Source organism: Paenibacillus gansuensis, from assembly GCF_042684925.1.
In the GTDB taxonomy this organism is placed as follows: domain Bacteria; phylum Bacillota; class Bacilli; order Paenibacillales; family DY6; genus Paenibacillus_N; species Paenibacillus_N gansuensis.
On sequence record NZ_JBHUME010000007.1, the window covers coordinates 275,250 to 297,863 of the forward strand.

General features: G+C 51.7%; 20 protein-coding genes and 1 other annotated feature. Of the genes, 19 read left to right on the forward strand and 1 reads right to left on the reverse strand.

Going from position 1 to position 22,614, the window contains the following annotated elements; genetic code table 11:
* From cobA to ACFSUF_RS08995, 5 genes are all read left to right on the forward strand, one after another.
* The gene (gene cobA / locus ACFSUF_RS08975; protein ID WP_377602211.1) at window positions 1–1,536 is read left to right on the forward strand and encodes a uroporphyrinogen-III C-methyltransferase; all 1,536 of its coding nucleotides are present in this window, start codon (window positions 1–3) and stop codon (window positions 1,534–1,536) included.
* Between the two features lie 200 nt (window positions 1,537–1,736).
* The gene (gene hemB, locus ACFSUF_RS08980) at window positions 1,737–2,732 is read left to right on the forward strand and encodes a porphobilinogen synthase (protein ID WP_377602213.1); all 996 of its coding nucleotides are present in this window, start codon (window positions 1,737–1,739) and stop codon (window positions 2,730–2,732) included.
* 173 nt (window positions 2,733–2,905) lie between these two features.
* Window positions 2,906–4,216, forward strand: coding sequence for a glutamate-1-semialdehyde 2,1-aminomutase (hemL, locus tag ACFSUF_RS08985; protein WP_377602215.1), 1,311 nt, complete (start codon window positions 2,906–2,908; stop codon window positions 4,214–4,216).
* Window positions 4,213–5,121 (forward strand): RluA family pseudouridine synthase, encoded by a 909-nt coding sequence (locus ACFSUF_RS08990; protein ID WP_377602217.1) that lies wholly within the window; start codon window positions 4,213–4,215, stop codon window positions 5,119–5,121. Before hemL ends, ACFSUF_RS08990 begins: the two co-directional genes overlap by 4 nt.
* Before the next feature lie 126 nt (window positions 5,122–5,247).
* Window positions 5,248–6,579 (forward strand): LysM peptidoglycan-binding domain-containing protein, encoded by a 1,332-nt coding sequence (locus ACFSUF_RS08995; protein ID WP_377602219.1) that lies wholly within the window; start codon window positions 5,248–5,250, stop codon window positions 6,577–6,579.
* 234 nt (window positions 6,580–6,813) lie between these two features.
* Here the strand turns inward: ACFSUF_RS08995 and ACFSUF_RS09000 are convergent, their stop codons facing one another.
* On the reverse strand, window positions 6,814–6,969 hold the full coding sequence (locus tag ACFSUF_RS09000; protein WP_377602221.1) for a hypothetical protein: 156 nt from the start codon (window positions 6,967–6,969) through the stop codon (window positions 6,814–6,816).
* A 203-nt stretch (window positions 6,970–7,172) separates the two neighbouring features.
* Window positions 7,173–7,400: a binding site (T-box leader), on the forward strand.
* A 56-nt stretch (window positions 7,401–7,456) separates the two neighbouring features.
* On the opposite strand from ACFSUF_RS09000, the gene ACFSUF_RS09005 reads away from it, so the two are divergent.
* The 14 genes from ACFSUF_RS09005 (at window position 7,457) to minD (ending at window position 22,612) form a co-directional block, all read left to right on the forward strand.
* A complete protein-coding gene (locus ACFSUF_RS09005; protein ID WP_377602223.1) occupies window positions 7,457–10,129 on the forward strand; it encodes a valine--tRNA ligase in 2,673 nt (890 codons plus the stop codon).
* Between the two features lie 40 nt (window positions 10,130–10,169).
* A complete protein-coding gene (locus ACFSUF_RS09010; protein WP_377602225.1) occupies window positions 10,170–11,537 on the forward strand; it encodes a bifunctional folylpolyglutamate synthase/dihydrofolate synthase in 1,368 nt (455 codons plus the stop codon).
* A 7-nt stretch (window positions 11,538–11,544) separates the two neighbouring features.
* Complete coding sequence (murC, locus tag ACFSUF_RS09015; RefSeq protein ID WP_377602226.1) at window positions 11,545–12,921, forward strand: UDP-N-acetylmuramate--L-alanine ligase; 1,377 nt, start codon at window positions 11,545–11,547, stop codon at window positions 12,919–12,921.
* A gap of 132 nt (window positions 12,922–13,053) precedes the next feature.
* The gene (locus tag ACFSUF_RS09020; protein WP_377602228.1) at window positions 13,054–14,232 is read left to right on the forward strand and encodes a stalk domain-containing protein; all 1,179 of its coding nucleotides are present in this window, start codon (window positions 13,054–13,056) and stop codon (window positions 14,230–14,232) included.
* Between the two features lie 109 nt (window positions 14,233–14,341).
* A complete protein-coding gene (locus ACFSUF_RS09025; RefSeq protein ID WP_377602230.1) occupies window positions 14,342–15,703 on the forward strand; it encodes an SPOR domain-containing protein in 1,362 nt (453 codons plus the stop codon).
* Window positions 15,704–15,876: 173 nt separating this feature from the next.
* Window positions 15,877–16,497 carry a transcriptional regulator gene (locus ACFSUF_RS09030; protein WP_377603134.1) on the forward strand — a complete coding sequence of 207 codons (621 nt, stop codon included), beginning with the start codon at window positions 15,877–15,879 and terminating at the stop codon, window positions 16,495–16,497.
* A 308-nt stretch (window positions 16,498–16,805) separates the two neighbouring features.
* Window positions 16,806–17,051, forward strand: a complete 246-nt coding sequence (locus ACFSUF_RS09035) for a DUF4321 domain-containing protein (protein ID WP_377602232.1) — start codon at window positions 16,806–16,808, stop codon at window positions 17,049–17,051.
* A 109-nt stretch (window positions 17,052–17,160) separates the two neighbouring features.
* Entirely contained in the window at window positions 17,161–17,763 is a 603-nt protein-coding gene (locus tag ACFSUF_RS09040; RefSeq protein ID WP_377602234.1) for a Maf family protein, read from the forward strand.
* Between the two features lie 49 nt (window positions 17,764–17,812).
* On the forward strand, window positions 17,813–18,502 hold the full coding sequence (gene radC, locus ACFSUF_RS09045) for a RadC family protein (protein WP_377602236.1): 690 nt from the start codon (window positions 17,813–17,815) through the stop codon (window positions 18,500–18,502).
* A 44-nt stretch (window positions 18,503–18,546) separates the two neighbouring features.
* On the forward strand, window positions 18,547–19,578 hold the full coding sequence (locus tag ACFSUF_RS09050) for a rod shape-determining protein (RefSeq protein WP_377602238.1): 1,032 nt from the start codon (window positions 18,547–18,549) through the stop codon (window positions 19,576–19,578).
* 61 nt (window positions 19,579–19,639) lie between these two features.
* Window positions 19,640–20,509, forward strand: a complete 870-nt coding sequence (gene mreC / locus ACFSUF_RS09055; protein ID WP_377602240.1) for a rod shape-determining protein MreC — start codon at window positions 19,640–19,642, stop codon at window positions 20,507–20,509.
* 14 nt (window positions 20,510–20,523) lie between these two features.
* Window positions 20,524–21,051, forward strand: a complete 528-nt coding sequence (gene mreD / locus ACFSUF_RS09060; protein ID WP_377602242.1) for a rod shape-determining protein MreD — start codon at window positions 20,524–20,526, stop codon at window positions 21,049–21,051.
* Window positions 21,052–21,141: 90 nt separating this feature from the next.
* A complete protein-coding gene (gene minC, locus ACFSUF_RS09065; RefSeq protein WP_377602244.1) occupies window positions 21,142–21,813 on the forward strand; it encodes a septum site-determining protein MinC in 672 nt (223 codons plus the stop codon).
* A gap of 4 nt (window positions 21,814–21,817) precedes the next feature.
* Entirely contained in the window at window positions 21,818–22,612 is a 795-nt protein-coding gene (gene minD / locus ACFSUF_RS09070; RefSeq protein WP_377602246.1) for a septum site-determining protein MinD, read from the forward strand.
* Window positions 22,613–22,614: the final 2 nt, after the last annotated feature.

The window sequence follows — 22,614 nt, forward strand, 5'->3', positions numbered from 1 at the left end:
ATGGACAGGGGAAAGGTATATTTAGTAGGAGCAGGTCCGGGGGATCCGAAGCTAATTACAGTACGTGGACTCGAATGTATTCAGCGGGCCGATGTTGTCGTCTATGACCGGCTCGCCAGTCCCCGCCTGCTTCGGCACATGAAACCCGGAGCTGAGAAAGTATATGTCGGAAAGCTGCCTGACCGGCACACGATGAAGCAGGAAGACATTAATCAGCTGTTGGTGGACTATGCGCTGCAAGGCAAGACCGTGACCCGGCTGAAGGGCGGAGACCCCAGCATTTTCGGTCGTGTCGGCGAGGAAGCAGGGCTGCTGGTTGAGAACGGCGTCGAGTTTGAGATTGTTCCGGGTATCACGTCGGCGATCGCGGTGCCGACCTATGCCGGCATTCCTGTGACGCACCGTGAGCTGGCTTCCTCGTTGTCCATCATCACAGGACATGAAAATCCCGAAAAGCTGGATCAGAATATCGACTGGGCGAAGCTCACGAACGCCACGGGAACACTGATATTTCTGATGGGTGTGGCCAAGATCGGATATATCAGCGAGCAATTAATGAAGTTCGGCCGTTCAGCGGAGACGCCTGTGGCGTTGATCCGTTGGGGGACCCGCGTAGAGCAGCGGACGCTGACGGGAACGCTGGCTACGATTGCCGAGCTGGTGAGGCAGGCGGATTTCCAGCCGCCGGCCGTGATCGTCGTCGGCGAGGTCGTGCTGCAGCGGGACAAGCTGCAGTGGTTTGAGAAGAAGCCGCTGTTCGGGAAGCGGGTTCTGGTGACCCGTGCGCGGAGCCAGGCGAGCCAGCTGGCCGACGCGATTGATGAGCTCGGCGGAGAGGCGGTGGAATTCCCGGTGATCCGCATCGAGCCTCTGCGCGACGAAGCGAAGCTGTCTGCGCTGGACGCCGCGATCGCGGCGCTCGGCACGTTCGACTGGCTCGTGTTCACGAGCGTGAACGGGGTTGAGCACTTCTTCCGCAGACTGCGCGAAGCGTCTGCGGATGTGCGGGCTCTCCGCCGCGACGCGAAAATCGTCGCGGTCGGGCCTAAGACGGCGGAGGCGTTGGCGCAGCGCGGCCTCGCCGTGTACGCGCAGCCCGCGGCCCAGTTCCAGGCCGAGGGCGTGCTGGACGCAATCCGGCCTGAAGTGCAGGCCGGGCAGCGTGTGCTGCTCCCGCGCGGCGACCTGGCGCGGGAGATTTTGCCGGCCAAGCTGGGCGAGCTTGGCCTGGCCGTAACGGACGTTGACATGTACGAGACGGTGCCGTCGACGGAGGACGCAGCAGAGATTGCCGAGCTGCTGCGGAACGGGGACATTCACATCGTCACCTTCACCAGCTCGTCTACGGTGACGAACCTGCTTGGCCTGCTGCAGGCCGCCGGTGTGAAGCATCCCGTACAGCTGCTGGCTAACGTCCGTGTAGTCTGTATTGGCCCTGTGACGGCTGAAACCGCGGCTGCAGCAGGCATAACGGTTGATTTAACGGCGAGCGAGTCTACGCTCCCTTCGATGATCGATGCGTTAACCCGCTTGTAATCTTCGTGCTTCGTGTTTTTCAATGGTAACTAAGGAACTAATTCATTTTTCCACATAAGAAAGTATAAATTTTCGGAAACGAAAACGGGCTTTCTTATTGGCGAATAAACCTACATTTGAACGCGGCCGCTCTTCTTCGAAAGACCTCGATAGAGGTTTATCTCAGTACACTATTATAGATTCAGCAAGGAGGACCCAGCATGAGCTTTCCGATAACCAGACTTCGCCGCCTCCGCGGTTCTCAAGGAATCCGCAGCTTGGTGCGCGAAACTACGTTAACTGTAAACGATCTGATCTATCCTCTGTTTGTAACGGCGGGAACCAACGTGAAGGAAGAGATTCCGTCGATGCCGGGCGTATATCATCTTTCGCTAGACCTGCTGGAAGCGGAAATCAAGGAAGTCCGCCAGCTGGGCATTCCGGCTATTTTATTGTTCGGCGTTCCCGAGTCAAAGGATGAGGTCGGTTCTTCGGCTTATCAAGAAGACGGGATTGTGCAGCAGGCAGCACGGCTTATCAAAAAAACTGCTCCGGAACTGCTTGTAGTAGCTGACACTTGCCTATGCCAGTTTACAAGCCATGGCCATTGCGGAATGGTGCATTACGATGCGGAGTGCGGCACTGCCGAAATTTTGAACGACGAGTCGCTGGAACTTCTGGTGAAGGCGGCTGTGTCGCAAGCCAAAGCAGGCGCGGACATTATTGCACCGTCCAACATGATGGACGGCTATGTGGCGGCCATCCGCAGCGGCTTGGACGAGGCAGGTTTTACGAATACGCCGATTATGGCATACTCTGTGAAATACGCGTCGGCTTTTTACGGACCGTTCCGCGATGCGGCTCATTCAACTCCGCAATTCGGCGACCGAAAAACGTACCAAATGGACCCGGCAAACGGCCGTGAAGCGCTCAGAGAGGCGGAAGCGGATGTAACGGAAGGTGCGGACATGCTGATGGTGAAACCGGCCTTGGCCTACATGGATGTCATCCGCTCCCTGAAAGAGAACTTCGATCTGCCGCTGGTAGCCTACAATGTCAGCGCTGAATATTCTATGGTGAAAGCCGCAGCAAGGAACGGCTGGGTTGATGAGAAGGCAGTCGTGCTGGAAACCATGATCGGCTTTAAGCGTGCCGGTGCGGATATCATCATCACTTATTTTGCAAAAGACATCGCGGCTTGGCTTCAGGAAAACTGATAGCCGGCATACAAACTTGATAGGCGCCCGGAAGGGCGCCTATTCTGTGCAGATAGGATCCAAAAAACACAAATATTTGCGTTGCCCCGATCCTATTCTTTACAATTAGAGAAGTTCCATTTGCGTATTGAAAACCTAGCTATTCCAAATATATATGACAGGTTGTGTGAACATTGACAAGCCAAAACCCTGGAAAACGAATCGATGCCCGTTCCAAAGCTGCGTTTGAGGAAGCAAAACAATACATACCCGGCGGAGTCAACAGCCCGGTCCGAGCTTTTAAATCTGTAGGCTTAACCCCTGTGTACATGGAACGCGGAGAAGGCGCGCGCGTGTACGATATCGACGGTAACACGTATATCGATTATGTCGCTTCCTGGGGGCCGCTCATTATGGGGCACGCGCATCCGGAAGTGGTGGAGGCCCTGAAGAAAACGGCTGAGAAAGGCACCAGCTTCGGCGCTCCGACGGAAATGGAAACACTGATGGCGAAACTGGTATGCGAACGCGTGCCTTCCATCGACATTGTCCGGATGGTGAACTCCGGAACAGAAGCGACAATGAGCGCGCTGCGGCTTGCCCGCGGTTACACGAAACGCAACAAAATTATGAAATTCGAAGGCTCCTATCACGGGCATGCCGATGCACTGCTGATTAAAGCCGGATCCGGTGTAGCTACACTGGGACTGCCTGACAGCCCCGGCGTACCCGAAAGCGTCGCAGCTAACACGATTACCGTACCATATAACGATCTTGAGACAGTGAAAGCGGCATTCGAGCGTTTCGGCGAGGAAATCGCGTGCATCATCGTCGAACCGATTGCCGGCAATATGGGCGTCGTCCCGCCGCTGCCGGGATTTCTGGAGGGGCTTCGTGAAATTACGAACCAATACGGCGCTCTGCTGATTTTCGATGAGGTCATGACAGGCTTCCGTGTACATTTGAATTGCGCACAGGGATTGTATGGCGTTACCCCGGATTTGACCTGCTTAGGCAAAGTAATCGGCGGCGGACTGCCGGTCGGAGCGTACGGCGGAAGACGCGACATTATGGAACAGATGGCGCCAAGCGGCCCGATCTATCAAGCAGGGACCCTTTCCGGAAATCCGCTGGCGATGGCGGCGGGATATACGACGCTGAAGCTTCTCGGCGAGCCGGGCGTTTATGAAAAGCTGGAGAGCTTGTCGAAGAGATTGGAAGAGGGCTTTGCGAAGAATTCCTCCGAATTAGGAATCGCCAGCACGATCAACCGGGTTGGATCGATGGTATGCCCTTTCTTCACGGATGTGCGTGTAGTCAACTATGATACGGCCAAAACGTCCGATTTGGAGCGTTTTAAAGCTTACTTCGGCAGTATGCTGGATCTTGGCGTAAGCGTAGCCCCGTCGCAGTTTGAAGGAATGTTTGTGTCCGCGGTTCATACGGAAGCGGATATCGACGCTACGATAGAAGCGAACCGCACGGCCCTTCAGCGCCTAAGATGAGCGGTTTAGACGGCGCTCTTCGCAAGGGCGACTGGCTGGAGCTGCGTCTGAACGCGGCGGATGCGGCCGAAGCCTCCGCCCCCGGGCAGGCAGCTGCAGTGGCCGGACGTCTGCTGGAGGCGCCGCAGCTGGCCCGCCGGCTGCAGGCATCGGGGGGGCTGCAGCTTAGCGGAGACCGGCTTAGGCTGCGCCTGTTTCCGGCCGAACCGGCCGGGTTCGAACCCGAGTGGATGGACCTGACGGTCCTGTATGAGGACGATTATGCCATGGTCGTCCACAAGCCGGCCGGCGTGAAGGTTCATCCGACGACAGGGGAAACGGGCACGCTGGCTCATGGCGTGGCGGCCTATTATGAAGCGACCGGCCAACAGCTGGCGGTACGCCATGTCCATCGGCTCGACGAGTGGACGAGCGGGCCGGTGCTCTATGCGAAAGGCGCTTACGCCCTGCAGCGCCTGGACGAAGCGATGCGCCTGAAAGCGATCGGGCGCATCTATCTTGCTCTGGCCCAAGGCGAGCTATCGCCGCCTTCGGGCCGCATCGACGCGCCGATCGGCCGCGACCGGCACCATAAGCAGCGACGGCGGGTTTCGCCCACGGGCGACCCCGCCGTCACGCATTATGACACGGTCGCAGCCTCCGGCGGCGCCTCGCTGGTGCGGCTGCGCCTCGAGACCGGCCGCACGCATCAAATCCGCGTGCACCTGAGCCATCTCGGGCATCCGCTGCTCGGCGATATGCTCTACGGCGGCGCCCGGCGGGATATCATCTCCCGCCAGGCGCTGCACGGCGAGCGTCTGGTGTTCCCCCATCCCTTATCGGGGGAACAGATTGAACTGGCAGCAGCGCCTCCGGAAGATTTCCGGAAGGCTTGCGCCAAACTGGGTCTGCAACTGGATCGATAGAACGTTCCTTAGGCTTAAAAATATAGTCATGCTCCTCCCTACCAGGCCATATACATAGATGGAAAGCATTTGTGTATGTCTGGCTGACCAACTTTTATAGCAATGTCTGAGGGGAGGATTCTAACCGTGGCTACGCAGGACGGATTAAGGTTTGACATTTATGAGCGCTTCTCGCTGGCGGAAGAAAGTTCCGGCATCCAGCAGCTGGAAGAGGCGGAACTTCTGCCTTATATTGAAGTCTATTCCAACGGGGAACAAGCTGTACTGAGGGGGAGTCTGCAGTTAACAGGCAAGTATGTGGCTGAAGACGATTATCGTAGCGGTGTGGACCTGACGCATACGATCCCTGTGGAAATTTCGATTCCGATGAGCCGCATCAACCGATTGGAAGACATCCAGGTGGAAATCGAGAATTTTGACATCGATTTGTTATCAAGCCGGAGCTTGAATGTAACGGGGCTGTTGACACTCAGGGGCGTACAGATGGTCGCTGAGACGATCGAGTCCCGCTGGGACGAGGAAGAAATCGTTGCCGTCCACCAGGCGCCGGAAATTTACGGTGCCCCGGGGTACAGGGATGAAGAGGAAGATCATCAGCAGCAATTTCAACAGGAGCAGCAGGCTCAACAGGAGCTGTATGAGCAGCAGCAGGTTCAGCAGTTCCAAGAATCCTATCAGGATCCATATCAGGCGCAGCAGCCTTATAACGGCGATCCTGCCGAGTCGGCGCAAGTGACTTTTGATCAGCTGGGACAACCGCAGGAACGCGAGATTTTCCCTTGGGAGCTTCCTTTGGAACAAAGGGACGCCGAATCTTACGGCCGGCTGCAGTCCGCCGCCATTGATGAACAACAGCAGGCTGAAGACAGGGAGCCGTCCCCGTATTATAATCAGGAAACGGAAGCACAAGTGTATGTTCCGGAGGAGATCCATGTCGAAGCTCAACAACCCTCCTATCCTGCGGCATTAGAGTCGGCACCTCCAATAGATGAACCGTTTGCCTATCAGAGAGAGGAAAGTTACGGGCAGCAGGAAGAGAGCCTTGCTGATTTTCAGGATGCTTCCGCACAGGAATACATTCCTGCTGAAGCTAAGGAACCCCGCCTTGCTTTCGGTGTAACCCGTGACGCTTCCTCCGGCCAAACCGGGCAGTTCGGCTTCCAGAACCTGATCCACAACCCCCCGGTCCGTGATGCTGCGGCAGAGGAAGCTTATGTAGCCGAGGCTCCTGCGGCTTCAGCCTCCACTGGAGATGAACTCGAGTGGAAAACGCTGTTCCTGAACGGCGCTAAGGAGGAAAATGTGTTCCGGCGGCTGAGAATGTGCATCGTACAGCGCGAGGAAACGCTGACCACCATTGCGGAAAGATATAACCTGAATCCAAGGGAGATCGTGCTGTATAACCGGTTAAACGACCAGACTGTTTCCGAAGGACAGGTACTTTACATTCCCCGCTGACAACTTAGCGGCAGCCTTATATGCTATTTTCTCAAATTACTTAGTAAGAAAGCCTCCCTGCAGCGGCTTGTTCCGCAAAGCAGGGAGGCTTCTTTCACATTTTATAAGGAATCAGTATTTCCTTTTACTCTGTTCTGATCTTTCCCAGATAAAAACGAACTGTCCCGCTATACAACGGCGCAAGCCGTTTCACCATGTTTCATCAGCAAACTCCGTTCAACGGGACGGTTCCGGTCAATACATTTCCAGCAGGATGCCCAAGTAGGCCAGAAACAGTACAAACAGCAGGATAACATCCAGCCCTGTCGGAAACAGGAGCGTACGAATGAACTGCACGCAGATCAGCGGAAACAGCACGCCCTTGATATGATACCGGATTTTCCACCACATTTTGTCCGATCTCCCCGCCTCGTAAATAGTTGATCTATCGATGCTTCAGTATATGTCATTCCCCGGCATAATGTCCCGGTTACTATCATCGTATGTAACGGACCAGCCCGGTTATGCCTGAATCGGGCTTGTCAAAGGTTGACTAGGTGTGCAAGGTTAGGTATTATAGTTGTTATATATGTCAATACTGTTTTTCATTAAGGGAAACAACGTTGAACGGGAGGAGTACGCAGCCAACCCTTCAGAGAGCGGAGCTATTAGCTGAGAGGCTTCGCAGGATGTAACTTGCGGAAAGTCGCCCCGGAGTTGCCTGATGTGCGTCAGGCCGGCTGCAGCCGTTATCTGTATGAGTGCCGTATCGATAGGTGTCCTGCCGGATGCCGATGCGGAATGAAGGTGGTACCACGGAAGCTGAACCTTTCGTCCTTTGCGGGCGGAAGGTTTTTTTGCGTTTACTTTTACTTGAGTTTAGTTGGAGGATGGAATCATGGCGGAAAACAAAGACACAGTTCAACCCGGCTCGATGCCGACTACGTATGATCCGAAAGCGGCGGAGACCAAATGGACCGCTTACTGGAACCGGAATGAATTTTTTAAAGCAGGCACTCGTCCCGGTGCTGAGCCCTATACGATCGTAATCCCGCCTCCGAATGTTACAGGGATGCTGCATATCGGCCATGCGCTGGATTTCACTTTGCAGGATATTCTGATCCGCTCCAAACGGATGCAAGGCTATGACACGCTCTGGCTGCCGGGAACGGATCATGCGGGCATTGCTACCCAAACACGCGTTGAAGCTAAGCTTAGAGAAGAGCAGGGACTTTCCCGCTACGACCTGGGCCGGGAGAAATTCCTGGAGCAAGTATGGGACTGGAAAGACCTTTATGCAAATACGATCCGTGAACAATGGGGCAAAATGGGCCTCTCTCTGGACTACAGCCGCGAGCGTTTCACTTTAGACGAGGGCTTGTCCAAAGCGGTTCGCGAAGTGTTCAAGAAGCTGTATGACAAAGGCCTGATTTACCGCGGGAACTATATTATCAACTGGGATCCTGCAGCCCGCACGGCTTTATCCGATATTGAGGTTGAGTATAAAGAAGTGCAGGGCCATCTCTACCATCTTCAATATCCGTTGAAGAATGGAGGGGGCTACATTACAGTAGCGACCACCCGTCCCGAGACGATGCTCGGCGACACGGCTGTTGCGGTTCACCCGGAAGATGCGCGCTATAAGCATCTGATCGGTGAAATGATTGTGCTGCCTGTCATCGGCCGCGAAATTCCAATTATCGGCGACGAGTATGTGGAAAAAGATTTCGGAAGCGGTGCCGTGAAAATTACGCCTGCACATGATCCGAACGATTTCGAAGTAGGCCTAAGGCATGAACTCCCGCAGATTCTGGTGATGGATGAGTCCGGTACCATGAATGCCAACGCCGGTAAATATCAGGGTTTGGACCGTGCGGAATGCCGCAAACAGATTGTAGCCGATTTGAAAGAGTCCGGCGTATTGGTTAAAATAGAGGACCATGTACACCAGGTGGGCCACAGCGAGCGCAGCGGCGCCGTTGTTGAACCTTACCTCTCCACACAGTGGTTCGTACGCATGAAGCCTCTGGCGGAACGTGCGATTGAAGCGCAGAAATCCGGCAAAGGGGTACAGTTCGTGCCTGACCGGTTCGAGAAGATTTACCTGCATTGGATCGAGAATGTCCGCGATTGGTGTATTTCCCGCCAGCTGTGGTGGGGACACCGGATCCCGGCCTGGTACTGCAACAGCTGCGGGGAAGCTACCGTATCGGCTGAAGATGTAACCTCCTGTTCTTCTTGCGGCTCTCAGGAGCTGCGCCAGGACAACGATGTGCTTGACACATGGTTTAGTTCCGCCTTATGGCCGTTTTCAACGCTGGGTTGGCCTGAAGATGCTGAGGACCTGAAACGTTTCTATCCGACAAGCGTGCTCGTTACCGGTTACGATATTATTTATTTCTGGGTAGCCCGGATGATCTTTACGGCACTAGAGTTTACGGATGAAATACCGTTCAAAGACGTGTTGATTCATGGACTTGTACGCGATGCGGAAGGGCGCAAGATGTCCAAATCGCTTGGCAACGGGGTTGACCCGCTTGATGTCATCGAACAATACGGCGCAGATGCGATGCGCTTTATGATTTCTACCGGCAGCACGCCTGGCCAGGATTTGCGTTTCCGTCTGGAGAAGGTGGAACAGGCCCGGAATTTTGCCAATAAAATATGGAATGCTTCCCGTTTTGCCCTGATGAATCTGGAAGGTTTCACAGCTGCGGACATCGATCTGAGCGGGGAACTGGGTACAGCCGACCGTTGGATTTTGCATCGTTTGAACGAAACAGCCCGCGATATTACCCGATTGATGGATTCTTATGAGTTCGGTGAAACAGGACGTCTGCTGTACAATTTCATTTGGGACGATCTGTGCGACTGGTACATCGAGTTTGCAAAACTGTCGCTTTATGGCGAAGATGCTGCAGCTAAGAAGAAAACCCAGTCCGTCCTGGCTTATGTTCTGGATCAGACACAGCGTATGATTCATCCGTTTATGCCTTTCATCTCCGAAGAAATTTGGCAGCATCTGCCTCACGAAGGAGAGACCATTACATTGGCTGCTTGGCCGGAGTATAAGCCTGAATTCGAAGCGCCTGAAGCTGTGAAGCAAATGGAGCTGCTGATGGACACCATCCGGTCGGTCAGAAACGTTCGCGCGGAAGTGAATGTTCCGATGAGCAAAAAGATCGAATTGATCGTGAAGCCGTCGAATGCGGATACGGAAGCTATTCTTAGCAGCAATGAAGCTTATTTGATCCGTTTTTGCAACACGTCTTCGCTTACAGTGGATGCGTCAGCGGAAGCACCGGATAAAGCGATGACTGCGCTGGTGACCGGTGCCGAGCTGTTCCTGCCGCTGGCCGGTTTGATTGACATCTCTCAAGAGATTGCGCGGCTTGAGAAAGAACTTCAGACATTGAACGCCGAAGTGGAACGGGTCGACAAGAAGCTCTCGAATCAGGGCTTTGTCGCCAAAGCGCCGGCGCATGTGATTGAGGAAGAGAAAGCCAAGCAGCTGGATTACGCCGGTAAACGGGATAAAGTAGCCGCAAGGCTGGCGGAGCTTCGCGGTTAAGTTCCATTTCAATTCAGAAGTGTAAAGGGATGAACCTAGGATGACAGAGCATAGAAGCGATAAGGCTCTAATGAGCTACACGGAAGCGGTGGACTGGATTAACGGCTTGATCCCGTTTGGAATCAAGCCGGGCCTAGGGCGTATGGATTGGCTGATGGAGCGGCTGAATCATCCGCACCGCAGGCTTAAATTTATCCATGTCGCCGGTACGAACGGAAAAGGCTCGACCTGTGCCTATTTGGATCAGGTGCTTCGTCAAGCCGGTTATGAGGTGGGGATGTTTACATCCCCTTACATAGAAAAGTTCACAAACAGGCTCAAGCTGAACGGGGAAGATATCCCTGAGGATACTTTACTGACGCTTGCCAACAGGCTGAAGCCGCTGGCCGAAGAGCTTGCACGGACTGAACTGGGCTCCCCAACGATGTTTGAGGTGACGACGGCGCTGGCGATTTTATACTTCGGCACCGTTGCCTTTCCGGATTATGTAGTGTGGGAAACAGGTCTTGGGGGCAGGCTGGACTCTACCAATATTGTTACGCCGGTTGTGTCCATCATCACCAACATCGGGCATGATCACATGGATGTCCTGGGAGAGACGCTGGCTGATATTGCGAAGGAGAAAGCGGGGATTATCAAGCCGGGCGTTCCTGTCGTAACGACGGTAACCCAACCGGAAGCGGTCGAAGTAATCCGCAGCAAAGCCAGGGAATGCAAAAGTACGCTATATTTACTGGGAGAACAGTTTACAATCGAGCCTTTGGAGGGTAAAGAGAACGAGCAGAGCTTCCGTTTCAACGGCCCGTTCCGGCCGATGGATGCCATTACGATTTCGATGAACGGGCGCCATCAGCTGACGAATGCCGGTGCAGCCTTCATGGCATTGGAAGTGCTGCGTCAATATTATGCGGCGATATTAGAGGATAGTGATGTTCTTCAGGCGTTCCGCAGCACAGGCTGGCCGGGCAGGCTGGAAATGCTCTCAAGGGAGCCGCGGATCCTGGTGGATGGAGCTCATAATCCGGAAGGGGCGGCTACGCTTGCCGATTCTCTTAAAGCTGTCTACTCTTACGGCAAACTCAATTTGATTATCGGGATGCTCTCGACGAAGAATCATTTGGCTTATTTAAAGCATATACTGCCAATAGTGGATCATCTGATCCTTACCGAGCCGGATTTTCGTAAAAAAATGGACGCGGAGGAACTTCACCGTATAGCAGAACAAGCACAACAGGAACTAGGCATACAAATCCCGATGACGGTGGAGCCTGATTGGCGGAAAGCGCTGGATCTTTTGACCGGAATGACCGGGGCGGAGGATCTCGCCGTCGTCTCAGGTACGTTATATTTAATCTCGGATGTGCGATCTTGGATTTTATATCATTCCGATTCGGAAAAGGGTTGGTGAGACAGATTTGAATACAGCAGAACATGTACATTTCATAGGAATCGGCGGTTACGGAATGAGCGCTATAGCCAGAGTGATGCTCGAGATGGGATACCGGGTCACCGGTTCCGATGTAGCCCAGCAGGAACTGACGGAAAAGCTGGCCGCCAAAGGCGCGCACATTTATATCGGCCACGAGGCCGGCAATGTTCAAGGGGCTAATCTGGTCGTCTATTCTACGGCGTTGACGAAAGATAATGTCGAGATGGTAGAAGCGGAGAAATTGAACATTCCTGTGATTCACCGCTCCCAGATGCTAGCGAGGCTGATGAATGAACGTAAAGGGGTTGCGGTTGCCGGCGCTCACGGCAAGACGACGACTTCTTCCATGATCGCGCTGGTGATGGAATTGTGCCAAACCGATCCTACTTATATTATCGGCGGAGAAATTATGAACGTCGGAAATAACGCGAAAGCGGGAAAAGGGGACTATGTCGTCGCGGAAGCGGATGAGAGCGACGGTTCTTTCCTGCAGTATCATTCTACATTGGCGATCGTAACGAATATCGAGCCGGATCATTTAGAGAATTACGACGGCGACTACGAAAAATTAAAAGCAGCCTATGTAAAGTTTCTCAGCCAGGTGAAGCCGGACGGCAAAGCTGTCATCTGTTTGGACGATCCTACTCTTGAGGAGATGAAGCCTAGATTAAAGAGCGAAGTCATTACTTACGGAATCCATTCCGATGCCGATTTCACGGCTGTTAATATCCGGCTCGGAGACAGGAAAGTAGCTTATGATGTCGTTAACAACGGCACGAAACTGGGCGAAATTGAATTGTCGGTTCCGGGCAAACATAACGTTCTTAACTCTTTGGCCACAATTATCGTATGCTTGGAAGCGGGAATTCCGTTTGAACGGATTGCCGAGGCGATTAAGGAATTCAGAGGAGCTAAGAGACGCTTTCAAGTGTTAGGCGAAGTCGATGATATTCTCATTATCGACGACTATGCTCACCATCCGACGGAAATCGTAGCTACCATATCAGCTGCTAAAGCAACCGGTAAGCACATCATTGCCGTGTTCCAGCCGCAGCGGTACACCCGGACGTTCTTCCTTCTGGAACAGTTCAGCAGAGCTTTCCATGAAGCCGACGAAGTGATCATTACGGATATATACTCTCCGGCAGGCGAAAAACAGATCGAAGGCGTGAACTCCAAGAGGCTGGTGGAACTGATTATTCAGAACAGCAATAAGAATACAATGTATTTGCCGACCAAAGAAGAGGTTCAGTCTTATTTGCTTGGGCGGGTAAAAAGCGGCGACCTGGTAATTACTATGGGTGCCGGTGACATCTGGAAAGCGGCCGACGGACTTTCAAAGCAGCTTCGTTCGCGCAGTTAATTCAGCAGAAAATCAAGGAGACCCTTGCCTTACATGGCAGGGGTTCTTTTTATGGAAAAATATAGGTTGACGAAACTCTAAACCTGTCGTTATAATCTGAGGGATTTGCAGTTAACGCTGGGAGGTATTTCTATGAAATGGAAACTACTGTTAATGTCATGTGCGGCGTTTGGGGGAATCGCGAGTGCATCTCATGCGGCATCTAACGATATTGATGTAAGCATCAACGGAAAACCGGTCACTTTTCGTGCCGCTCCGGTGAGCAGCGGCGGTTCCGTGTTTGTTGAATTTGTTTCTGTATTTAAACAGTTGGGCTATTCCTCCAGCTATGATCCCAAAACCAAAATGATCAAAGCAAGCAACGGCCAAACCAAGATTTTTCTGCAGCTTGGAAGCAAGTCGGCTTACATCAATGGGGTAAAGAAACAATTGACGTCTGCACCGCAGGCAGTAAAAGGATTTACGTTCGTCCCTCTGCGTTTCATAGGCGAAGCTGCCGGCAAAGATGTGCAGTGGAATGCCTCCTTGAATTCCGTTAAGATAGCGGACAAAGTGGATCTTTCGGTGGAGAAGCCTAAATTGATCAAGGCTTACAACGATTTAATGACCGCCGAAAGTAAAGAGGATGCCGCTGCTTTTATGGCATTGGTAGATCCTTCCTCACCGGTATATGGGCTTGACCAGGAACTGCAAGAACGTTTAGATCAATTCGATATGCTCGTAAAGCTTGACAGTCTGGAAATAACCGATATTAGATCTTCTGAGGCTGTTTTACATGTGGTTGAGACGACTAAAAAGATCAGCGGCCCTTTTTATTTGGATAACAAGACGGAAAGTTTAGTTCTAATGAGAAAAATAGGGGATCAATGGAAGTTCAACACTACTCAAATTGTAGACAGGGAATATCTGATTCCTGACGGATTTTTTGATAAAGAGGCTTCCGCGTCTCCTGAGGCTCTGGCAGCAATAAAAGAAGCGGTACAGCGTAATCTGGATGTAACTGAGAAGGAAGATCTTGATGGCGTGATGAAGACGATCAGTCCGGATTCGCCCCAGTATGAATTTACGAAAGAAAGCACACAAGAGCTGTTCAGCCTTTATGATGTTGATTACTCCTTAGAAAAATGCACCGTACTTGAGGTTAACGAGAAGACGGCTTACGTTTATACAATGCAGACTGTGAAAAAAGTGAAAGGCCCTGAATTTCAGGACTACCGCGCACAAATCGTTCATGAGCTGCATCAGGACAAAGATGGAGCCTGGCTGCTATACTCCTCCACCTTCATCAAAGGGGATCCGCTCACGTCCTGATTCCCCCGTTAAAGCGCCTATGGCGCTTTTTCTTTTGTAAATCTATCATAATCCCCCGCCTTGTCTCATAGAGTTGGTAGTAGATCAGAGGACAAGGGAGAGATCGGCTATGAGCAAAGCGAGAATCACATACCGTTTCGATCAAACAGGACGTTCAAATAAACCGGAGCCCCCTCCGCAAGGCAAAGTGATTTCATTAACGGAAGATGAAGTGAGAGTTACGGAAACCATTGAGGATACCATCGTGTTTCCGGCCGGAAAGCAGGAGCCTGAGCGGGTACAGGAGGCCGGAAAGGCCGGGAAGGAGTTTTTGGACCCTCAGCCTTTAAATCAGTTTACGACAGATTTTGGAGCGTGGCAGAGCCCTTTCACGGACGAGACGTACCGGCTTGAGAAGCTGATCAGGGAATCGGACCATGAAGCATACCCGGGTGCGCAGTCTCCGGAACCGGAGCTTCCCAGGTTAGACGGCGAGAGCGGATATTACAGGCCCCCGGCGGACCTTCGGGAACAAGAGTTTGGTCCGTTTTATGAAGACCGTCCGCTGCGGCCTTCCTCCAAAATCCGCACAGTGAGAACAGAATCGGTACCGCTCTTTAAAATATTCGGATCGGTAACGGCAGCTATTGCGACCGGTGCGTTGTTCGGTTATGTTGTTCTGTCATTGTTTAGTCCCGGTTCAAGCGGGAACCTGCTGAATCCGATGGATATGTTCGGCGGCTCTGCCGCTACGAATACACAGAACAGCGGAAACAGCGGGGGCAATCTTCCGGGAGGGACGGAGGTTTCCGGGAATGAAGGCGGTACGCCGTCCGAAGCGGCAGCCGGTACAGCGGAGGCGGCATGGCCAAGCCGGACATATTATGTGCTGCAAAATGGCGTGTTCAGCTCTCAGGAAGGGGCAGAGACCGCTAAAGAGACGATTACGGGCAAAGGGTTCCCTGTAGCCTGGGAAGCAGGGGATAAGTATACGGTCTTTACGGGACTGGCAGATACCCAGGAGCAGGCTAAACTGCTTAGCGGCTTACTTCAGCAGCAGCAGCTGGAGGTTTACGTGAAACCGTTCGTGCTGCCTGCGGTGTCACGTATTTTGTGGAGCGGCGAAAAATCCGACGCTCCGGGACAGTATGCGGAGCAAAGCGGCAAGCTGGTCCGCCAGTTGGCGCAATGGACGCAAGCTCATCTTCAGGATGAACAGGCAACGCAGATAACGGAAGCCGAGTGGAACGCATTGACGGCCTCACATCAGCAATGGATGAAGCTCTCCGCTTCGGCGTCGGCAGGGCTGCCGGAAGCGGGGCGGAAGCTGATGGCGCAGATGAACACGGCTATGAGCAATGCTGTTTTGTCTATGGAGGAATATAAGAAGCAGCCTTCCGGTTCTTACTTGTGGCAGGCCCAAAACGCACTGCTCCAATTTATCCTGGCCGAGAAGGAATGGCTTACTGCAATTTCCGCCGATCCTTCTTGAACAGAAGTTTTTGCAAGGGTTGACGTTTGATGTTAGCGCTGATATCTTTACATATATAGGAAATCGGCCGTGAAGCACACGCCGCTTCGATACTTTGTATCGGGGCGGCTTTTTGTTTTTGCTGCGGGAAAGGAAGGCTGACGAATTTGCAGACATTTAATCAGATCTATGAAATGTGGATGAAGAAACAGCTTGATGAAGAAACAAACCCCAGGAGGCTTGAGCTGCTTCATAAGGGACTGGGACATGGAACACTGGAATTTTTGCGGTTAGTATGGTTTCCGGCGGTTCAGAACTTCGAACATCTATATGCTGAATGGGAAGTGCGCGATTATAGCAACGGGTTCCGCTACTTAGACTTGGCTTACATGCCGGGCGGGGTAGAAGCAGCGATCGAGATTCAAGGCTACGTTCCCCATGCAAGGGATATTGATCTTAGGCGTTTCAAGGATTTATGCTGGCGGCACTGTTTCCTAGCGCTTGACGGTTGGACTTTGATGCCGGTCGCGTATCTTTCGATCATGGACGAGCCCAAGCGATGCCAACAGCTGGTCCTTGCTCTTATAGGGAAATTTATCGCCGCAGATGTTCCGCCCGCCTTGACTTGTCTTGAAGCCGAAACAGTCCGTTTTGCCCGTCGAATGCTGCGTCCATTTTCGCCGACTGAGCTGGCTGGGCATACAGGGGTTTCTGAGCGTCACGCCCGTCGAATACTTCATGCCTTGGTTGAAAAAGAGCTGCTGGCAGTGTCCAGCGGAAAACAAAGGTACCGGTTATTTGTCTTACGGACATGAGAGCCATTATTTGATTGATTTTTGGGGTTTATTTATTCTAACGGACACCAGTGCTCTTATACGGTCTAAATTGCACTGTAACGCGAACAAATCAGCATAATAGAGTCCCTGAGGTCCGTTAAAATGGGAACGAGCATAAATATCCATGAATAACGGCCGTTGTGTCCGTTAGCTCCTTCGAGTCGCTCCCACGCCGCCAAAGTCACCAAAGTCACTTTTGATCGTACCAAGTATTCCTCCACATTCGCATTGTACGTATCCTCGGTTGGGCTTATAATGGGTTAGAAAAAGCTAGCAAAGGATGTCGAATGATGAAGAAGAATACATGGACTCTCCTGATTTTTCTGCTGCTCGGGCTCATTGTAGGGTCGATTGCTGCGCACCTGCTGTCTTCGGTGGAGGAAATCTCCTTTTTGACAAAGGCAACGCCTTTGACCTGGCAGCCGAGAGCGAATTTAGACGTAATTAGTTATGATCTGAGAATAACGGTTAAAATAAGCTTGCTTAGCATCGCAGGCTTGGCTGCTTCGTTTTGGATTTACCGACGCCTATAGTTTGTGAATGTTTTTCCAACAATTGCCGATGTTGCTTTGAAACGAATACATATATAGTAGCAGTAGGTCTGTAGACCTTTCTGTTCTAACAGAAATGAGGACATTTCAAATGGTTCATGCTTCTTATACGCTTGTTCTGGCATCCTCCTCGCCGCGCAGGCGAGAACTGATTGAAAACTTAAAGCTGCCTTACGAGGTTACGGCCAGCCATGTGGACGAAAGTACGCCTGAAGGGACAGCGCCCTCTGACATTGTAGAGATGTTGTCTGTCCGCAAAGCGGAAGCGGTAGCATCGCTGTTATCTGCTGGGGAAGCGGGTAAGCGCATTGTGATTGGCTCCGATACGATAGTTGTGTTGGACGGCGAAGTGCTGGGCAAGCCTGAAGATGAAGAAGATGCGTTTCGCATGCTTTCACGCCTCCAAGGGCGCAGTCATCAGGTTTATACAGGTATCTGCTGCATTGCGGTTGATACAGGGCAGCGCGAGGTAGCTCATCGGATTACGGAAGTGGAGATGAAGAATTTGTCCGGCGATCGGATCCGCAGCTATATTGCGACTGGAGAGCCATCCGACAAAGCGGGTTCATACGGTATCCAAGGGATCGGGGCTACGTTGATCGAGAAGATTAACGGGGACTATTTTAATGTCGTCGGCCTACCGGTTGCTCTGCTTTCGGATATGCTGGAACGATTTGGCGTGGAAGTGTTGTAGAAATCGATTTTTGGTTTAATTACACTCTAGTAAAGAAAGCAGGGAACCCATGGAGTCGCTCAACCTGACGTTGCGCGATGTCCCCAATGAGGACAGACCCAGAGAACGCATGCTTCAATTTGGGGCTTCGGCACTAAGTAACGCCGAATTGCTTGCTATTCTGCTCAGAACTGGTACAATAGCGGAGTCCGCCGTGCGACTGGCACAAAGAGTGCTCCAGGAAGCTGGCGGATTAAGGGATCTCGTGGATTTTCGTACGGAAGAACTAATCCGGATAAAAGGGATTGGCAGTGCTAAAGCCCTGCAAATTCAGGCTGGCATCGAGTTGGGGAGAAGATTGGCCAAAACAGCCCTGCCTGATGTCGTTACGGTCCGTTCTCCGGAAGATGCTGCGAACTATTGTATGGAAGACATGCGTTATCTAAAGAAGGAACACTTCGTCTGTTTATTTCTTAACACGAAGAACCACATTATCGGGCAGGAAACGCTGTCTATGGGAAGCTTAAACGCCTCCATCGTCCATCCCCGGGAGGTATTCCGGGCGGCGATCCAGCGCAGTTCCGCCTCACTGATTTGCGTACATAATCATCCAAGCGGTGACCCCTCGCCCAGCCCGGAGGATATCGGCATGACACGCCGGTTAATCGAGGCAGGGGAAATTATAGGCATCGATGTTTTGGATCATATCATCATCGGCGACCAGAGGTACGTAAGTTTGAAGCAGCAGGGCTTATTGTAATATAATGAAAAGTAGCGCAAGTATGGAAGGGAGACACATATCTAATGTTTGGTGGTTTTACTAAAGATCTTGGGATTGACTTAGGGACTGCGAATACGCTTGTATTCGTCAAAGGAAAAGGAATTGTCGTGAGGGAGCCGTCTGTGGTTGCACTCCGTACAGATACGAAAACAATTGAAGCAGTAGGTGAAGCGGCTAAGAAAATGATCGGCCGTACTCCAGGAAATATCCGTGCAGTGCGTCCTATGAAAGACGGTGTAATCGCTGATTTTGAAACTACGGCGACGATGATTAAGTATTTCATTCGTCAGGCTCAGAAACAGCGTTCGATGTTTCCGCGCCATCCCAATGTTATGGTTTGTGTACCGTCAGGCATTACTGCGGTTGAGAAACGCGCCGTAGAAGACGCCTCCAAGCAGGCTGGTGCAAAAGAAGCCTATACCATTGAAGAGCCGTTTGCTGCGGCGATCGGTGCAGACCTGCCCGTGTGGGAGCCTACAGGCAGCATGGTTGTCGATATCGGCGGCGGCACAACGGAAGTGGCTGTCATTTCTTTGGGAGGCATTGTAACCTGCCGCTCGATCCGCATTGCGGGAGACGAAATGGACGAAGCGATTACACAGTATATTAAGCGAATGTACAACCTGATGATCGGGGAAAGAACAGCCGAGCAGCTGAAGATGGAAATCGGTTCCGCTACTACTTCGGACAAGCCGGAAACGATGGAAATCCGCGGTCGCGACCTGGTAACCGGATTGCCGAAAACGCTGACGGTGACTTCCGATGAAATTACGGATGCCCTGCAGGACACGGTAAATGCGATTGTAGAAGCTGTGAAAGTGACGCTTGAGAAGTGCCCGCCGGAGCTGGCAGCAGACATTATGGACCGCGGTATTGTTCTAACAGGAGGCGGAGCGCTTCTTCGCAACCTGGACAAGCTGCTTTCCAAAGAAACGGGCATGCCGGTCATTGTTGCCGACAATCCGCTGGATTGCGTTGCGATCGGAACGGGCCGAGCTTTGGATAATATTCATTTGTTCAAGACAAAATCCGGTTCTTCGAAGAGCAGACGTTAACAGAACCCGCCCTTAAGAGGTAAAATAAGGTGATTAAAGGAATTTAGGTTGGAAGGTGTTCGTGTTGTTTAAGTTTTTGGGAAGCAAGAAATTAATTGTTCTAATGCTGGCGTTTATTTTTTTCATCGCCTTAATGGGGTTCACCTCCGCTAGAATGTACAAGCTCTCCTGGCCCGAAAAATTCCTTAAAGATACGGTATCCTTCACCCAAAGCATGTTTTATAAGCCCGCTGGCTCGATAGCGGGCTTCTTTGGGGAAATCCGTAATCTTCGCGTCATTTATGAAGAGAATAAATCTCTTAAAATTACGGTTGCTCAATATGCTAGAGACCGGGTTAAGCTGAATTATCTCGAAGAAGAAAATGAAAGATTAAAGTCGAAAGTCAACTTTACGGAGCGCCAGAAGAACGCGAATAAATACACGTTCCGTTACGCTGAAGCAACGGCCCAAAGCCCGGATCCGTACAATCATACAATAACGGTTAACCTCGGCGAGAAGGACGGCATCGTGCCGAATATGGCCGTTATGAGCGAACTTGGTTTGGTAGGACGGATCGTTTCTACTTCCGCATTCTATTCCAATGTGCAGCTGATTAGTGACCTGGATGCTAAGGAATCTGCTGCGAAGGCGATCGCCGCCACAACAATGTCCAACGGGAAACTCACAAAGTCCTTCGGGATGATTGAAAGCTATGATACGAAAACAGGTATGCTTCAAATGACCAAAATACCTCCGAATGATCCGCTGAAGAAAGGGGATACCGTCATTACTTCCGGTCTTGGCGGCGTTTACCCGAGGGGAATTATCATCGGTACGGTCATGAAAGTGGAAGTAGGCGAATTCGGCATAACGCATGTTGCTGAAATCAAGCCGGCGGCCGACCTGAAGCAGCTTCAGGACGTCTTTATCGTTGAAGTACCGAAACCATGAGGTGTTGTTAGAGCATGCGGAGAAACCTAATTTTAATTCTGCTGGCCCTGTTTGTCCTGGAAGGGTCCGTCCTCCCTTGGCTCATTCCGGGAAGCTGGCAGGAACAGGTGCGTTTAGCGCCTCACCTAGTGTTTGTTTTTATCATTTATATCGCTTTGTATATTAACAGGTATTACGCACTGACCTTCGGCCTGATGTTCGGTGCTCTGCATGATATGATCTATTACGGACATATGCTGGGGAATTATACTTTCAGCATGGCGGTTGTAGCCTATCTGGCAGGTCTTCTTCTTGGAAGAGGAGCATCCGGGCTGGCTCAGACGCTGTTTGCCGTATTAGTTTTCAACTTTTTACTCGATTCGTTAATCTTCGGCATTTATACCCTGTTTTCCAAGGTTAATGTGGAGTATACGTGGGCAGTTTTGCATCAGATCATCCCGAGCTTGTTTTTGAATGTCCTATTTGCCCTGATTATCTATATCCCGGCACGCCGCTTCCTGGAGGGAACTCTGCGTCCTCCCAGAGAAGAAGAGCAGGACTAGAAGCTGTTACTTTAACCGCTCCGCTTTGCAATAAGCAGGAAATCTCCCGGCTGACGAAGAAAGGTATACGGTAGGGGGGCGTAAGTAATTATGATCGCATCAAAGCACTTGGTGACCATTAAAGGAGTCAAAGACGGCCTGATTTTTCTGCTCAACGATGAATGTGAGTTTTCTTCCTTGCTGGAAGAGTTAAACCATAAATTGGAGAACACCCATCAGAAGTTTCTGACAGGACCTATCATTCATGTACATGTAAAGCTGGGTAAACGGATCGTAAGCGATGAAGAGGAGCAGTCGATCCGGGAAAGTATCCGGCAGAGAGGAAATCTGCTGATTCAATCCGTAGACTCCGATTTGCCTGAGAAAGAAAGGGACCCGAACGATCCCTGCAAAACGCTGAAGGTCATGTCGGGCATGATCCGCTCGGGCCAAACGGTTCACTATGACGGGAATTTAATGTATATGGGAGATGTGAATCCGGGGGGGACGATATCCGCCTCCGGAGACCTGTATATCATGGGAGCGCTTCGGGGAATGGCGCATGCGGGAACCGAAGGGAACCGGAATGCTGTCATTGCCGCTTCCTATTTGAAACCGACTCAACTGCGGATCGCAGGGGTCATCAGCCGCCCTCCGGATGAATGGGAACTGTCCGACGCGGCTATGGAGTTCGCCTATTTAAACGAAGATATGATGCATATTGATAAAATTTATCACCTGGGACGGATTCGGCCGGACGCGGTGGAATTTAAGGGAGAGTGAGATCATGGGTGAGGCAATTGTAATCACATCGGGCAAAGGCGGCGTTGGCAAGACCACGACCTCTGCAAATCTGGGAACCGCTCTTGCGCTTCTGGGCAAAAAAGTATGTATGGTCGATACGGATATTGGACTGCGTAACCTGGATGTAGTGATGGGGCTGGAAAACAGAATCATCTACGATCTGGTTGACGTGGCCGAAGGCCGCTGCCGTTTAAACCAGGCGCTGATTAAAGATAAGAGATTTGATGAGCTGTACATGCTTCCTGCCGCTCAGACGAAGGATAAGCATGCCGTCAGCCCCGAACAGGTAAAAGACATGGTCCTCGAGCTGAAGAAGGATTTTGAATATGTCATTATCGATTGTCCGGCCGGAATTGAGCAGGGCTTCAAAAATGCCGTGGCGGGAGCGGATCAGGCCATTGTCGTAACTACGCCGGAGAACGCAGCCGTGCGCGATGCGGACCGGATCATCGGTTTGCTGGAGCAGGAAGGAATCCGTTCGCCGAAGCTGATTATTAACCGCATTAAAACAAACCTCCTCAAGAACGGGGATATGCTCGGCATAGATGAAATTTGCCAAGTACTTGCTATTGATTTAATCGGGATTGTACCGGATGATGAATTAGTCATCAAGGCAGCCAACACAGGCGAACCTACGGTGATGAATCCGGAATCCAGAGCGGCGATCGCATACCGAAATGTAGCCCGCCGTATCTTGGGCGACACCGTTCCGCTGATGCCGCTGGAGGAAAAACCGGGGATGCTGAAGAAAATGAAGAAGTTTCTTGGAATGGGTTGATC

What these genes read in the sequence shown, in the direction of transcription:
- ACFSUF_RS09040 (WP_377602234.1), top strand. Translation starts at nt 17,161, where the DNA reads ATGGTTCATGCTTCTTATACGCTTGTTCTGGCATCCTCCTCGCCGCGC.
- ACFSUF_RS09010 (WP_377602225.1), top strand. Translation starts at nt 10,170, where the DNA reads ATGACAGAGCATAGAAGCGATAAGGCTCTAATGAGCTACACGGAAGCG.
- cobA (WP_377602211.1), top strand. Translation starts at nt 1, where the DNA reads ATGGACAGGGGAAAGGTATATTTAGTAGGAGCAGGTCCGGGGGATCCG.
- ACFSUF_RS09050 (WP_377602238.1), top strand. Translation starts at nt 18,547, where the DNA reads ATGTTTGGTGGTTTTACTAAAGATCTTGGGATTGACTTAGGGACTGCG.
- radC (WP_377602236.1), top strand. Translation starts at nt 17,813, where the DNA reads ATGGAGTCGCTCAACCTGACGTTGCGCGATGTCCCCAATGAGGACAGA.
- ACFSUF_RS09020 (WP_377602228.1), top strand. Translation starts at nt 13,054, where the DNA reads ATGAAATGGAAACTACTGTTAATGTCATGTGCGGCGTTTGGGGGAATC.
- ACFSUF_RS09000 (WP_377602221.1), bottom strand. Translation starts at nt 6,969, where the DNA reads ATGTGGTGGAAAATCCGGTATCATATCAAGGGCGTGCTGTTTCCGCTG.
- ACFSUF_RS09025 (WP_377602230.1), top strand. Translation starts at nt 14,342, where the DNA reads ATGAGCAAAGCGAGAATCACATACCGTTTCGATCAAACAGGACGTTCA.
- ACFSUF_RS09035 (WP_377602232.1), top strand. Translation starts at nt 16,806, where the DNA reads ATGATGAAGAAGAATACATGGACTCTCCTGATTTTTCTGCTGCTCGGG.
- mreD (WP_377602242.1), top strand. Translation starts at nt 20,524, where the DNA reads ATGCGGAGAAACCTAATTTTAATTCTGCTGGCCCTGTTTGTCCTGGAA.
- minC (WP_377602244.1), top strand. Translation starts at nt 21,142, where the DNA reads ATGATCGCATCAAAGCACTTGGTGACCATTAAAGGAGTCAAAGACGGC.
- hemB (WP_377602213.1), top strand. Translation starts at nt 1,737, where the DNA reads ATGAGCTTTCCGATAACCAGACTTCGCCGCCTCCGCGGTTCTCAAGGA.
- ACFSUF_RS09030 (WP_377603134.1), top strand. Translation starts at nt 15,877, where the DNA reads ATGTGGATGAAGAAACAGCTTGATGAAGAAACAAACCCCAGGAGGCTT.
- minD (WP_377602246.1), top strand. Translation starts at nt 21,818, where the DNA reads ATGGGTGAGGCAATTGTAATCACATCGGGCAAAGGCGGCGTTGGCAAG.
- ACFSUF_RS09005 (WP_377602223.1), top strand. Translation starts at nt 7,457, where the DNA reads ATGGCGGAAAACAAAGACACAGTTCAACCCGGCTCGATGCCGACTACG.
- ACFSUF_RS08990 (WP_377602217.1), top strand. Translation starts at nt 4,213, where the DNA reads ATGAGCGGTTTAGACGGCGCTCTTCGCAAGGGCGACTGGCTGGAGCTG.